At 73.6% G+C, this 13,805-nt stretch carries 12 protein-coding genes; 6 read left to right on the top strand and 6 right to left on the bottom strand.

The genetic code is table 11. The features are described 5' to 3' along the window. The first annotated feature begins 1 nt into the window (after position 1). A complete protein-coding gene (locus VE614_RS29085) occupies positions 2-1,096 on the top strand; it encodes a chemotaxis protein (protein WP_324943681.1) in 1,095 nt (364 codons plus the stop codon). Positions 1,097-1,158: 62 nt separating this feature from the next. Continuing rightward, complete coding sequence (locus VE614_RS29080; RefSeq protein ID WP_324943678.1) at positions 1,159-2,184, top strand: Gfo/Idh/MocA family oxidoreductase; 1,026 nt, start codon at positions 1,159-1,161, stop codon at positions 2,182-2,184. 1 nt (position 2,185) lies between these two features. On the opposite strand, the gene VE614_RS29075 is transcribed toward VE614_RS29080, so the two are convergent. After that, complete coding sequence (locus tag VE614_RS29075; protein ID WP_324943675.1) at positions 2,186-2,599, bottom strand: SsgA family sporulation/cell division regulator; 414 nt, start codon at positions 2,597-2,599, stop codon at positions 2,186-2,188. A gap of 375 nt (positions 2,600-2,974) precedes the next feature. Between VE614_RS29075 and VE614_RS29070 the strand changes: the two genes are divergently transcribed. Then, positions 2,975-4,429 (top strand): PP2C family protein-serine/threonine phosphatase, encoded by a 1,455-nt coding sequence (locus VE614_RS29070; RefSeq protein ID WP_324943673.1) that lies wholly within the window; start codon positions 2,975-2,977, stop codon positions 4,427-4,429. A 39-nt stretch (positions 4,430-4,468) separates the two neighbouring features. Here VE614_RS29070 and VE614_RS29065 read toward each other — a convergent pair whose 3' ends face one another. Then, on the bottom strand, positions 4,469-5,971 hold the full coding sequence (locus VE614_RS29065; RefSeq protein WP_324943671.1) for a hypothetical protein: 1,503 nt from the start codon (positions 5,969-5,971) through the stop codon (positions 4,469-4,471). 243 nt (positions 5,972-6,214) lie between these two features. Between VE614_RS29065 and VE614_RS29060 the strand changes: the two genes are divergently transcribed. Further along, complete coding sequence (locus VE614_RS29060) at positions 6,215-7,351, top strand: aminoglycoside phosphotransferase family protein (RefSeq protein ID WP_324943669.1); 1,137 nt, start codon at positions 6,215-6,217, stop codon at positions 7,349-7,351. 259 nt (positions 7,352-7,610) lie between these two features. Then, on the top strand, positions 7,611-9,584 hold the full coding sequence (locus tag VE614_RS29055; protein ID WP_324943667.1) for an N-acetylmuramoyl-L-alanine amidase: 1,974 nt from the start codon (positions 7,611-7,613) through the stop codon (positions 9,582-9,584). Between the two features lie 9 nt (positions 9,585-9,593). Here the strand turns inward: VE614_RS29055 and VE614_RS29050 are convergent, their stop codons facing one another. The 4 genes from VE614_RS29050 to VE614_RS29035 form a co-directional block, all read right to left on the bottom strand. After that, positions 9,594-10,091 carry a hypothetical protein gene (locus VE614_RS29050; RefSeq protein WP_324943665.1) on the bottom strand — a complete coding sequence of 166 codons (498 nt, stop codon included), beginning with the start codon at positions 10,089-10,091 and terminating at the stop codon, positions 9,594-9,596. 345 nt (positions 10,092-10,436) lie between these two features. Beyond that, a complete protein-coding gene (locus VE614_RS29045; protein ID WP_324943663.1) occupies positions 10,437-11,342 on the bottom strand; it encodes a universal stress protein in 906 nt (301 codons plus the stop codon). 117 nt (positions 11,343-11,459) lie between these two features. After that, complete coding sequence (locus tag VE614_RS29040; protein ID WP_324943661.1) at positions 11,460-11,702, bottom strand: DUF397 domain-containing protein; 243 nt, start codon at positions 11,700-11,702, stop codon at positions 11,460-11,462. A gap of 189 nt (positions 11,703-11,891) precedes the next feature. Further along, positions 11,892-12,752, bottom strand: coding sequence for an alpha/beta hydrolase (locus tag VE614_RS29035; protein ID WP_324943659.1), 861 nt, complete (start codon positions 12,750-12,752; stop codon positions 11,892-11,894). 171 nt (positions 12,753-12,923) lie between these two features. On the opposite strand from VE614_RS29035, the gene VE614_RS29030 reads away from it, so the two are divergent. Next, positions 12,924-13,805: AMP-binding protein (locus tag VE614_RS29030; RefSeq protein ID WP_324943656.1), on the top strand; the 882-nt coding region annotated here is incomplete at its 3' end.

Raw genomic sequence — 13,805 nt, 5'->3', positions numbered from 1 at the left:
CATGGAGCACGCACTCAGTCCCACGACCCTCGCCGAGCTGCGCCGCCCGCGCCCCTACCCCGCGGTCTCCGTGCTGACGCCGACCCATCGGCGGGAACCGGAGAAGACCCAGGATCCGGTCCGCCTGCGCAATGTGGTGGCCGAGGCGAAGAAGCAGCTGGAGCACGACCCGGCGGTTCCGCGCGAGCGGCGCGCCGATGTCGTCACCCAGCTCGACCAGGCTCTCGCCGAGGTCGATCTGACGCACACCGAGGACGGCCTGGTGATCTTCGCCGCCCCGGGCGAGCACCAGGTGTGGTCGCTGGCCCGGACCGTGCCCGAGCGCGTGGTGCTCTCGGACACCTTCCTCACCCGTAACCTCGTCTCCGCGCGGGCCGCCGAACGGCCCTTCTGGGTGCTGTCGGTCGCGTCCGACCGCATCACGCTCTGGAACGGTGGTGCGGACCGGGTCGTCGAGGAGCGCGCCGGCGGCTTCCCGATGATCCGCGGCAACGACAACTTCGACCCCGAACGCCTGGAACGCGTCGGCGAGCAGCCGAGCGCCTACCGCGACGAGGGCACCCGCCACTTCCTGCGCGGGGCCGACCGGGCGATGGCCGCGGTGCTGCGCGACAGCCCCCGCCCGCTGTACGTGACCGGCGAGCCCGCCGCGCTCGCCCTGCTGCACGACGCCGGTGAGGCCACCAGGGGCGCGGCGCAGGTGCCGCACGGCGGGCTGGCGCACGCCTCGGCGGACGCGGTGTGGCAGGCGGTGCGTCCGCTGATCGAGGCGGAGGAGGCCCGCGCCGTGGACAGCGTGGCCGACCAGCTCGAAGCGGCGCGCGGTCAACGGGAGTTCGCGGCCGGGGTGGACGAGGTCTGGCAGAACGCCAAGCAGGCCCGGGTCCGGCTGCTGGCCGTGGAGGAGAACTACCGGGTGACGGTGCGCGACGACGGCGAGCATCTGGTCCCGGCCGAGAGCGGCGATCTCGACGCGCGCGAGGACATCGTGGACGAGATCGTCGAGCAGTGCCTGGAGACCGGCGCCGACGTGCGCTTCGTGCCCGACGGCACGCTGGGCGACGCGGGCGGGATCGCCGGGGTGCTGCGGTACTGACGGCGCCCGCGGCCCGGCCCGTACGCTACCGGCGGGACAGTCGGCGACGAGGGAGTGCGGGCGTGGGCGAGCTGCTGGGCGTGGCGGTACTGGGCGCGGGACACATGGGCGCCGATCACATACGGCGGCTCGACCGGGTGGTGAGCGGCGCCCGGGTGGCCGCGGTGGCCGACCCCGACACCGACCGCGCGAAGGAGGCGGTGGCCGGGCTGGACGGCGTCGCGGTGCACGCCGAGACCGAGGCGGCACTGGACGCGCCGGGCGTGCAGGCCGTACTGATCGCCTCGCCCGGGCCGGCGCACGAGGAGGCGCTGCGCGCGGCGTTCGCGCGCGGCCTGCCGGTGCTGTGCGAGAAGCCGATGGTGCCGGAGTCCGCGGGTGCGCTGCGGGTGGTCGAGGCGGAGGCGCGGCTGGGGCGGCGGCTCGCGCAGATCGGGTTCATGCGGCGCTACGACGCCGAGTACATGCGGCTGAAGGAACTGCTGGACAGCGGGCGGCTGGGCCGGCCGCTGATGCTGCACTGCGTCCACCGCAACGTCTCCTCGCCGCCCGGTTTCACCAGCGCGATGCTGGTCGACAGCTCGGTCTCGCACGAGATCGACGCGGCGCGCTGGCTCCTGGGCCATGAGCTGACGGCCGTGACCGTGCTGCGGCCCCGGTCCTCCGCGCTGGCCCCCGAGGGCCTGGCGGACCCGCAGTTCGTGGTGTTGGAGACCGAGGCGGGCGTGCTGGTCGACGTGGAGGTCTTCGTCAACTGCGGCTTCGGCTACCAGGTCCGCTGCGAGGCGGTCTGCGAGGCGGGCAGCGCGCGGGTGGGCGAGGAGCACACGATGGTCGTCACGGCCGGCGGCGAGGCGCGCGAGGAGGTGCCGCAGGACTATCTCGTGCGGTTCGCGGACGCTTACGACCGCGAGGTGCAGGCGTGGGTCGACGCCACCCGGCAGGGCCGGGTCACCGGGCCGAGCGCCTGGGACGGGTACGCGGCGTCCGCGGTCGCCGAGGCGGGGGTGCGGTCCCTGGAGGGAGGCGGCCGGGTGACCGTGGAACTGGCTCCGCGCCCGCCGCTGTACGCCGGTTTCGGCGGCTGACTCAGACTCCGTCGAACAGGCCGCTCAGTCCCCGGTCGACGGCCTCCCCCACGTCCTCCCGGCCGGCCGCCACCAGGGCGTACGTGCGCAGTAGGAACCGGCGCAGGGTGGCCGTGTCGAACTGGAGCAGCGCCAGCCCGTACGGGGAGTGGAACTCCACGACCGTGCGCTCCCGGCCGCACGGCCACAGATGCACGTCCCCGCCGCCGGCGGGGCCGCGCAGCCCCTCTTCCAGCAGGCTGCGGGCGAAGGTCCAGCTGACCGGTTCCCCGTCCAGGGCGGCCTGGGGCGGGAAGTCGAAGTGCACCGCGAACGGGTCGTGGGCCGTGTACCGGAGGACGGCGGGCACATCCTTGTCCCGCTCCTCGGCCGTGATGAGGCGGGCGCTGGCGGATTGCTGGAGGGCGAGGTCCATGGTCGGTCTCCCTGCGGTGGGCGATCGGGCCGGTGTGCCAGTACGAGCGCGCGGGAGCCTGCCACATTCTGTGATCCGCGTCACTCCACAAGGCGCCATCACCCCGCCTGGAACACAAGCACGTCGAACAGCTGAATGAGCCCCGTTTCGGCCACCCGGCGATGCGTCAACTCGCGTACACGGGCTACGACTTGGACACTCAGCGACGTACGCGCGAGCTACGCCCCAAGCACACCGGGAAGACTGTGGCATATGCCAGAAGCACCACCGGATCGTGTGTTGCCAAATCCCTTACAGGCCGTCGCGGGCTGTGCAACAGTCGTCAGCGGTCCCACCGTTCGCCTTGGCCGAACCGTCCCGTTATCGGAGTGCGTCATGCCGTCCCCTCTCTCCGCGGACCGCCCAGCCGCCCAGCCGCCAGGACGCGGCCAGGTCGACGCCCTCATCACCCAGGCGCGGCGGCTCAAGGGCGAGGTGGACGCGGTACGGCGGGACGCGCGGCCGGACGGCACGGACCCGCACGGCCGCTGGGAGCGCGCCCTGTACGAGCTGGCCCTGCACCAGCTGGACGACCTCGACGAACACCTGGCCCAGCTGCGGGACGGCCCCCCGCCCGCGCCCGAGCCGGCCCCCGCGGCACCGCCCGCCCGGTCCGCGCCGGAGCCGCCCGCGGGCGGCTCGCTGCTCGGCCGGGCCGGCAGCGCCGAGTGGGATCTGCTGACCGACGCGGCCACCTGGTCCGCGGAGCTGTACGCGATCCTGGGCCGCGACCCCGCCACTCCCCCGCTCACCCTCGACGAGCTGCCGTCCCTGGTCCTCGGCGAGGACCGGCCGAAGCTGACCGCGATGGTCACGGACTGCCTCGTCGACGCCCAGCGCATCGACGGCGAGTTCCGGATCGTCCGCCCCGACGGCGAGGTCCGCACCGTGCACCTGATGGGCGAACCCGTGCTCGACGCCGACGGCAGTACCGCCTCGATGTGGGCCGTCCTGCGCGACGTCAGCGAACTGCGCCGCAGCCAGCAGGCCGTGAGCGAGACCCGTGACTCGCTCCAGCGCCACCGGCACCGCGCGCAGACCGAGCACCGGCTCGCGGTCGAGTCGCGGGAGGCCGTGCTGCCACCGTGCCACGGCATCCTGCGGCTCCCGCACCAGGGCCCGCAGAGCCTGGACGTGGCTGGCCGCTACCTGCCCGCCGCGACGAGCGCGCCGGTCGGCGGCGACTGGTACGACGCGCTGGAACTCCCCGGCGGCGAGACCCTGCTGAGCGTCGGCGACCTCACCGGACACGGCCCCGCCGTCACCTCCGGCATGGCGATGCTGCTCGGCGCGCTGCGCGGGATGGCGATGGCCGGCACCCGGCCGGGCCAGCTGATGGCCTGGCTCAACCAGCTGCTCGACACCACCGTCCAGCCGGCTCTCGGCAGCGCCGTCTGCTGCCGCTACCGGCCGGGCACCCGCACCCTGGTGTGGGCGCACGCGGGACACCCCGCCCCGCTGCTGTTCCGCGACGGGACGGGGCGCAGGCTGAGCACACCGGACGGCGTCCTGCTCGGCGCGACCTCCGGTGCCGCCTACGGCGAGGCCGAGGAGACCCTGGAGACCGGTGACCTGCTGCTGCTGCACACCGAGGGGCTGGTGCCCGGGCGGGCGGCAGCCGCTCCGGCCGCCGGGGACCGCCTCCTCGACCTGGCCCCGCGGTTCGCCGCGGCGCGCACCGCACAGGACTGTGTGCGGGTGGTCGTGGAGGAGTTCGGCGAGACCGGGCGCGAGGACGACGCCTGTGTGCTCGTGGCCAGGGTGACCGCGCAGGGATCCGCGTCGCCCTGACTCCCCCTCGTGCCTGCCGTTCGTCTCCCGGTGTGCCGCTCACGCCTGGGCGGCGCGGCCGCCGCCCAGCTTCCTGGCCTGGTCCTTGGGCAGCGCCAGCTTGATCTCCTCCCGCAGCTCCTGGATCTTCGGATAGGTGGCGTACTCGGCGGTGAGCCGGTACATCTGGCGCAACCGGTCCCACGTGCGGCGCGAGGAGTTGGAGCTCATCGACACGAGCGCGAGGCGCGCGTACCCGGCCGCCTGCTCCGGGTCGTCGGCGATGAAGCAGGCGGACGCCATGGAGAGATGGTCGAAGATCTTCGACCGCTCCTGTGCGTCGACCCGCAGGGCCAGCGCCTTGTCCGCGTAGTGCTGGGCGTGCACGGCCGCCGCCGGTTCGAACTCCGCGAGCGTGCGATAGGCGAGAGCCTGCATGCCGTACAGGTCCGCCTCGTTGAACAGCTGCATCCAGCTGGGCGGCGGCACATCGCCCTTGTCGGAGACGAAGAGATCCTCCGCCTGGCCGAGGGTGCGGCGCATCGCCTGGCCCTTGCCCATCGAGGCCTGTGCCCAGGCCTCGATGGTGTGGAACATCGCCCTGGTGCGGGGCAGTACCTGTTCGCCGGAGCCGGACTGGGCCAGCTTCATCAGGTCCAGCGCGTCGTCGGGCCGGCCCAGGTGCACCATCTGGCGGGCCGCCCGGGAGAGCGCCTCACCGGCCCGGGGCCGGTCGCCGCCCTCTCTGGCCGCGTGGGCGGCGATCACGAAGTACTTCTGGGCCGTGGGCTCCAGGCCGACGTCGTGCGACATCCAGCCCGCGAGCACGGCGAGGTTGGCCGCCACGCCCCACAAGCGCCGTTGCAGGTGGGGGGGATGATGGTAGGCGAGAATGCCGCCCACTTCGTTCAACTGGCCCACCACCGCCTTGCGCTGGAGCCCGCCGCCGCGAGCCGCGTCCCAGGCGCGGAACACCTCGACCGAGCGCTCCAGCTCCTCGATCTCCTGGGACCCGATGGGGGCGGCCTCATAGCGGTCGAACCCAGCGGGGTCGGCGTGCAGGGGGTCGTCGAAGTCGGGGACGTGGGCCACCAGGGCCGGGTCGGTGAGCAGCCAGTCGTGCATGGCGCTGCTGAGTGCGGATCCCGCGGCGAGCGCGGCACCCGCGCCCACCAAGCCGCGTCGGTTGAGCATGAGGTCCATTCCCGTGAATTCGGTGAGGACCGCGGCGGTCCGCTCGGGCGCCCACGGCACTCCGTCGGGATGCTCCACACTCCCGCCGCCCTGCCGTTTCCCCGCACGCCCGTGCCGTACCAGACCAAGGTCCTCAATGGTCACGACACGGCCGAGACGCTCGGTGAACAGGGCCGCCAGCACCCGCGGCACCGGATCGCGCGGGATCTCTCCCATGTCGATCCACCGCCGCACCCGCGAGGTGTCGGTCGCCAGCTGGGGGTGGCCCATGGCCGCCGCCTGCCGGTTGACCAGCCTCGCGAGCTCTCCCTTGGACCAGCCGGCCAGGCCGAACAGGTCCGCAAGGCGGGTGTTGGGTTGTCCGCTCACATCAAGCCCCCAGGTACTCGGCTGAGTTGACAGTAGCCCGGTGAGACATGCCGGGCGACTATTCGCCAGGGTTCGCCAGGGTCCGCCAGATGGTGTGCCACCGGTCATCGGGTGTCAGGTAGGAACGCGCCACCCCGACCCGGTCGCCGCCTGTGGACCACGGTGCATTCCCCAGGGTGTACCCGGACGGCCGGGCCGGGAGGCGTTTGCAGACGCAGGCACACGAAGGGATCTGTATCGCCCATGTACGCAGCATCGTCCTCCGTGTCCGCCCCGCCCCGGCCGCTGCACCCCCGCCCGGGCGGCGGCGGCCCCTACCTCGCCCCCGCCCGCCCGGCCTCCCCCGTGCTCGGTCAGGGCACGGCGCGGCGCGGCGGGGGATTCGGTACCCAGCCGCTCAGCGGGAGACTCGACTTGTCCGGCCCCCAGGGCGCCCAACTGCGCACGGCGATCGCGTCCGTGCACCGGATCTGCCCGGAGTTCGCGCCGGTGCAGGTGCTCCGCAGCAGCGGCCGGTCCGTGCTCCTGGTGGGTACCACCGGGCGCAGCACGGCCGTCGCCAAGTGTTTACTGGATCACTCCCCCGTGTGGTCCGAGCGGATCCGTCATGAAATAGCGGCATACCGCTCGTTCGTCCGGCACCGCCCCCCGGTGCGGGTGCCGAGGCTGATCGCGGCGGATCCGGAGAACTGCACCCTGGTGATCGAGCGGATGCCGGGACGGGCGGCGGCGTTGCAGCGACACCCCGTCGAGGCACCGCCGCGGGCGGACATCCGGGCGGCGCTGGGCGCCATCTGCCGGCTGAACGCCTGGCGGCCCCCGGCGGGCACGTTCGACGCGCCGCTGGACTACGCGGCGCGGATCAACCGGTACCACGAACTGGGACTGCTGACCGACCGGGACCTGGGCGACCTGCAGAAGCTGCTGCACGGCATCGCGATGGCCGCCGGGCGGCAGGGCATGGGCCAGTTCTGCCACGGGGACGCGCTGCTGTCGAACATGCTGGTGTCGCCCACCGGTCCGGTGCTGCTGGACTGGGAGCACGCGGGCTGGTACCTGCCGGGCTACGACCTGGCCACGCTGTGGTCGGTGCTCGGGGACGCCCCGGCGGCCCGTCGGCAGATCAGCCAGATCGCGCAGTCCGGGGGCCCGGCCTCGCGGGACGCGTTCCTGGTCAATCTGATGCTGGTGCTCACCCGGGAGATCCGCACCTACGAGACGGCCGTGCAGCGTTCGATGCACGACACGCCCCCGGCGGCACCGGGAGCCCGCCCGGGTGCCGCGCCGACCGGCGAGGAACAGCGCCTGCTCCTGCGGCGGCTGCATGACGACTGCCAGCTGGCCCGCCGGGCCGTGCGCGCGGCGGTCGGCACTCGCTGACGGACATGGCGAGGTCCGCGGCACGCTGTTGACGACGGCGCACCGCGGACCTCGCCATCTCCGCGTCCGCCCGCCCCCATTGGTGTACGCCACTGACGCCCCGCAGGCCCGTCCCCCGCCGCCACGAAACTCCGCGGACCCCGCGCTGACGTGGGAATTCGCAGTCCTCACGCATGATTGACGGATCGTCGGAGAGCCGGTACCACTGTCACGCCCGGCCCCGCACGGCTCATCGCGCCCGACCGTCTCAGGAGGCTGCATGCCCGTCACCGATTCCCGTGGAGCCGCCGGACGGAGACGCGCACGGCGTGCCGTCGGTGTCCTGGCCGGCGCGGCTCTGCTGCTGCCGCTGATGGGTGCCGCTCCGCCCGCCGAGGGCGGCTCGTCGGCGGGCGGTCTGCAACAGGCCTTCGCCGCGGCGTCCGCCACGTACGACGTGCCGCAGAGCGTGCTGCTCGGCGTCTCCTATCTCCAGTCCCGCTGGGACACCCATGGTGGCGCGCCGAGCGTGACCGGCGGCTACGGCCCGATGCACCTCACCGACGCCCGAACCGCCCTGGCGACCGCGCCCCCGCACCACGGCGACGGCACGGAGGACCCGCGCGGGGACGACTCCCGCGCGCCCCTGTTCCCCACGGCGGAGGTGCCGGAGAGCCCGGAACTCCCGGCCCGCCTGACCACGCTGACGAAGGCCGCGGAGCTGACCGGGCTGGCGCCCGAGCGGCTTCGCTCCGACCCGGCCGCCAACATCGCGGGCGGTGCCGCGCTGCTCGCCGCCGCCCAGCGGGAGCTGGGGGCGCCGCTCAGCGCGGACCCGGCGGACTGGTACGGGGCGGTGGCCCGGTTCTCGGGCGCGGACGACAGCGCGACGGCGGCGGCGTACGCGAACGACGTGTACGACGTGCTGCGCACCGGCGGGGAGCGGTTGACCGACGCCGGGCAGCGGGTCGCCCTGACCGCCCGGCCGGGCCTCGTTCCGGACACCGGGCGGTTGCGGCAGGCGGGTCTGCGCACCGCCGACGCCGAGGGCACCGAGTGCCCGCCGACGGTGTCCTGCGAGTGGATCCCCGCGCCGTACGAGGAGTTCGGCGACGGCGACTACGGCAATCACGACCTCGCCGACCGGCCACGCTCCCAGGACATCGAGTACATCGTCGTGCACGACACGGAGGGCCGCTGGGAAGGTGTCCTGAAGATGGTCCAGGACCCCACCTATGTGTCCTGGCACTACAGTCTGCGCTCCACCGACGGTCACATCGCCCAGCATGTGAAGGCGAAGGACGTGGCCTGGCACGCGGGCAACTGGTTCGTGAACGCGAAGTCGATCGGCCTGGAGCACGAAGGTTTCCTCGTCTCGCCGGACGCCTGGTACACGGAGGCGATGTACCGCTCGTCGGCCCGGCTGGTGAAGTACCTGGCCAGGAAGTACGGCATTCCGCTGGACCGGCAGCACATCCTCGGCCATGACAACGTCCCGGGCCCGACCGCGGCGAGCGTCCCCGGGATGCACACCGACCCCGGCCCGTACTGGGACTGGCAGCACTACTTCACCCTGCTCGGCCGCCCGTTCCAGCCCACGGCGGGCACCGGCTCGGACGTCGTGACGATCCGCCCGGACTACGCCGCGAACCGCCCCGAGTTCACGGGGTGCGCCGCCAAGGGCGAGCCCTGCCCGGTGCACGGGTCCAGCGCGGTGCGGCTGTACTCCGGGCCCGGTGAGCACTACCCGCTGATCAGGGACATCGGTCTGCGGCCGGGCGGCGGCGACTCGACGACCGGGGTCAACGACATCGGCTCCCGGGTCTCCACCGGCCAGCGGTACGCGGTGGCGGACCGGGACGGCGACTGGACGGCGATCTGGTATCTGGGCCAGAAGGCCTGGTTCGAGAACCCGCGGAAGTCCCCGGCCGCCATCCCGGCCAGAGGGCTCGTGGTGACACCGAAGGAGGGCCTGGCCGGCGTCCCCGTCTACGGCCGCGCCTACCCCGAGGCCGCCGCCTACCCGGCGGGCGTGCCCGCCCAGCCCGTGACCCCGCTGCCGTACCGCCTGCCGGCGGGGCAGAAGTACGTGGCGGGTGACCGGCTGCCCGGCCAGTACTACTACGCGGTCACCTTCGGCACCGGCTCCCACCGGGTGGTGACCGGCGAGGATCTCTATTACGAGATCCAGTACGGCCACCGGGTGGCGTTCGTCCGCGCGGCCGATGTCGAAGTGGTGCCGCCGGCCGGTTGACCCTGGACCTCAGCCCTGCTGGAACAGTTCCGCCGGGAGCGGCTTCAGCAGGGCGTACAGGTCGTCGGTGATGGGGCGGTCCCAGGCGGCGATGGTGACCAGGACGTTGTCGCTGCGGTCGAACTGGACGCAGGAGATCCGGCTCTCGGAGAGCTTGATCCGGCGCACGATGAGCAGGTTGTCGCCCTGCATCACCGGCACGTCCTCGGTGCCGACGACGGTCACCTCCTCGTCGTTCTCCAGCGCCAGCAGCAGCTGGGCCACCTCGAAGGGGACCTGGCCCTCGGCGATCTCGCGGGCCGGGGAGCCCTCGGGAAGGTTGCCGATGATCATCGCGGGGCCGCGGCCGCCGAACAGGTCGTAACGGAGGAAGACGCCCTGGCAGCTGCCGTCGGGGGCGGGCAGCAGACCCGCGCCCAGATTCCCGGGCCAGTCGCCCGGGTCCATGGCCAGTACGTCGAAGTCGGGCCCTGCGGGAGTGGCGCTGCGGCGGCGGAGGAACGACATGCCGCCATGGTACGTGGCCGCGGGCCGTAGGCGCCGGGCGGGCGGCGGCTCAGGCCGCCCGGTTCCGCGGGACGGTGGGCACCGCTCCGAAGGCTGTTGCCCTTGCGGAAGCACCGCACGCGACGGGCGCGCAGTCGCTGCCGCGTCGCGGGCCGCGCGGCGTTCGGGAAGGGCTTCGGGTGGGCGTGCGCCCAAGGGAACCGCCCGGCGGGTCGGCCAGGGGGCCGGTGAACCCGCCGTGGCCGGGGGCGGCGACGACGGCCTGCGTGGACCCGCCGCGGCCGGGGACCCGGCATGGTCGGGGACCCGGCATGGTCGGGGACCCGGCATGGTCGGGGGACGCGGTCACTCGTCCGGTGGAGCGGGTGGGATCACCGCGATCGGGCTCGGGGCGTGGAGGAGGACCGCCTGGGTGACCGAGCCGAGCATCCGGGCCGGGGCCAGCAGCCTGCGGCGGTGGCGGCCGACCACGGTCAGTTCGGCGCCCTGGGCCGCCGCGACGAGCCGGCCGGCCGCGTCGCCGGGTGTGACGTACGCCTCCGCCCGGACGCCGGGGTGCCGGCCGCGGTGCGGGGCGAGGAAACCGTCCGCGAGAACGCGGGCCTCGTGCTCGACGGCGTCCTGGTCGATCATGGTGGACAGCAGTTCGCCGGACGCTCCCGCCCACAGTTGAAGGGGCCACGGATACGCGGCGACCACCTCCAGGCGAGCGTCGCGGGCGGCGGCCTCGGCGAAGGCGAAGCCGAGCGCGGCGTCGTCGGGGCTGTCGATGTTGAGGCCGACGACCACGCGTGGCCCGGGGTCCGCCGCCGGGACGTCCGTCAGCTCCCGTCCGGGGCGAGGCACCACGACGACCGGGCACTCGGCATCGCGTGCCGCGGACAGGCCGTTGGAGCCGAGCAGCAGGCTGGCGAAGCCGCCGCGCCCCCGGGAACCGAGTACCAACAGCTGGGCTTCGGCGCTGAGTTCGCACAGCACGGCGCTGGGCGCGCCGTCCCCCGCCAGGTACTCCACCGCCGGGGGTGCGGGACGCCCGGCGACATGGGCGCGGGCCTCGGCGAGCGCCGGGTCGTCCTCGCCGACCGGTGGTGGCGGCACGGTGATCCCGGCGGGCGCCCAGGCGGCGTACTGCCGGACATGCACCACGCGCAGGGTGGTGGCGCGTACGCGGGCGGCGTCGAGGGCCCAGTCGAGGGCGCGCACGCTGTCGTCCGAACCGTCGAACGCCGCGATGACCGGCAGGGTGTCCATGGGTTCCTCACCTCCGGAATGCGATCCGCCGCTTTCCGGGGCCAGCGTGACGCAGGGATCGGCCCCGGCACGCCGTACGGCAGCGCGTGTCCGGAAAAACCGGCGGGAACCGCCGGATCAGGTGAGGTCGAACTCGCCCTCCCGCGCCCCCGACACGAACGCTCCCCACTCGGCGGGGGTGAAGATCAGGGACGGGCTCTCCGGACGGTCGCTGTTGCGCATCGCGATGAACCCCTCGACAAAGGCGATCTGGACATCCCCCAGTCCGCGGCTGCCGGACTGCCATTCGGCCTTGCTCAGGTCCAGTTCCGGCTTGTCCCATCCGGTCAGCGGCTTCTGCTGGGTGGTGCTCTCGGCCACGTCCGTGCTCCTCCCGATTTCGTCGTCCGCGGTCAGCCTAGCGATCGGTTCCCACGGCCGACAGGCCACGTGAGGGGGACCTTTCAGGAGCCCGGCGGCCGGTCCCCCACGAGCCACGTGGCGAAGAACTGGCCGGGGGCACCGAGGGCGCGCCGACGCCGTCCGCCGCTCGCCGAGCGGGAAGGCGGACTACCGGTGGGCGCGCGAGGTGGCGGCCAGGAACTCCACCACCCGGCCCGTGAACCACTCCGGGTCGTCCAGCCACGGATAGTGCCCGGCGCCCGGCTGCACCGCGCACCGCGCGTGCGGGAGGACGGCGGCGGTGCGGCGGGCCAGGTCGGGGCGGGGGCCGCCGTCGACTTCACCGGCGAGGACGAGGACCGGCGCGGTCAGCCCGGCGAGTGCGGCGCGGGTCGCGGGCGGGTCGTAGGCGCCCTCGGAGCCGTAGACGTCGGCGGCCTCCTCATTGGTCTCCGTCTCCTCCCGGGCGGCGTGCGCGGCGGCCGTGGCGTCCCAGCGGCCGTAGAAGAAGGGCAGGACGGCGTCGTCGAAGTCGCGCTCACCCGCGCACCAGGCCCGGAACACCGGAAAGGCCCGCTCGAACCACGGCTCGTCCTCGCGCAGCCGGGCCGCCGCCAGCCGGTCCTCGGCCGTCACGGGCATGCCCAGCGCCCGCGGTATGACGGTGACGAGCACGAGCCGCGCCAGCCGCTCCGGATGGCGGGAGGCGTACCGCAGCGCCAGGTTGCCGCCCGCCGAGTGCGCGAGCAGGTCCATCCGCTCCAGGCCCAGTTCCCGCCGCAGCGCCTCGACGTCGTCGACCAGCCGGTCGCAGCGGCAGGACGCCGGGTCGGCGGGCACCGCCGAGTCCCCGGTACCCCGCAGATCCAGGAGTGCCAGCCGCCGGTGACGCCCGAGCCCTCCCAGATCGCCGAGGTAGGCGGAGGCGCGCATGGGTCCGCCGGGGAGGACGACGAGCGGAGCGCCCCCGCCCTCGCCGCGCAGGTGGTAGGCGAGGCGGGTTCCGTCGGGGGCGGTGAAGGTCGGCATGGTGCCGATCATGCGGCGAGCCGGTCGGCCGTCGCAAGGGAGTCCGCGCGGGCCGGAAAGTGCGGGCCGGCCTCTTGCGTCGGTGACGCCGGGACTGGGTTACTGATCTCCAGAGCGGCTACCGAATGATCGGTCGCCCGGATTGGTGTGGTTGGTGAGGGAGTAATCGGCATGGCGGACGCGACGCAGTGGCTGGACGCGGGGGAACGGCTCGGCCTGGACGCCCTGCGGGCGCTCCAGCTGGAGCGGCTGCGGGCCTCGCTGCGGCACGCGTACGCGAACGTGCCGTTCTACCGTGAGTCCTTCGACAAGGCCGGCGTCCGCCCGGACGACTGCCGTTCGCTCGCCGACCTGTCCCGGTTCCCGTTCACGACCAAGGCGGATCTGCGGGAGAACTACCCGTATGGGATGTTCGCCGTGCCGCGGGAACGGATCCGGCGCGTCCACGCGTCCAGCGGGACCACCGGGCGGCCCACGGTCGTCGGCTACACCGAGGGTGATCTGTCGATGTGGGCGGACATGGTGGCGCGTTCCCTCCGGGCGGCGGGCGGCCGGCCGGGTGACCGGGTCCATGTGGCGTACGGCTACGGCCTGTTCACCGGCGGGCTCGGCGCGCACTACGGCGCGGAACGGCTCGGCTGCACGGTCATCCCCGCGTCCGGCGGCATGACCGCCCGCCAGGTGCGGCTGATCCAGGACCTGGAGCCCGGCGTGATCATGGTGACGCCGTCGTACATGCTCACCCTGCTGGACGAGTTCGAGCGGCAGGGCGTCGACCCGCGCGGGACCTCCCTGCGCGTCGGGGTGTTCGGCGCCGAGCCGTGGACCGAGGAGATGCGGCGGGAGATCGAGGAGCGGTTCGCGATCGACGCGGTCGACATATACGGCCTGTCGGAGGTGATCGGCCCCGGGGTCGCCCAGGAGTGCGTGGAGACCAAGGACGGGCTGCACATCTGGGAGGACCACTTCTATCCGGAGGTCGTGGACCCGGTCACCGGCGAGGTGCTGCCGGACGGCGAGGAGGGGGAGCTGGTCTTCACCTCGCTCACCAAG

Origin of the sequence: Streptomyces sp. (assembly GCF_035645055.1) — a bacterium.
Lineage (GTDB): Bacteria > Actinomycetota > Actinomycetes > Streptomycetales > Streptomycetaceae > Streptomyces.
The sequence above is the reverse complement of the archived record's forward strand: the minus strand, read 5'-3'. Positions and strand labels throughout refer to the sequence as shown.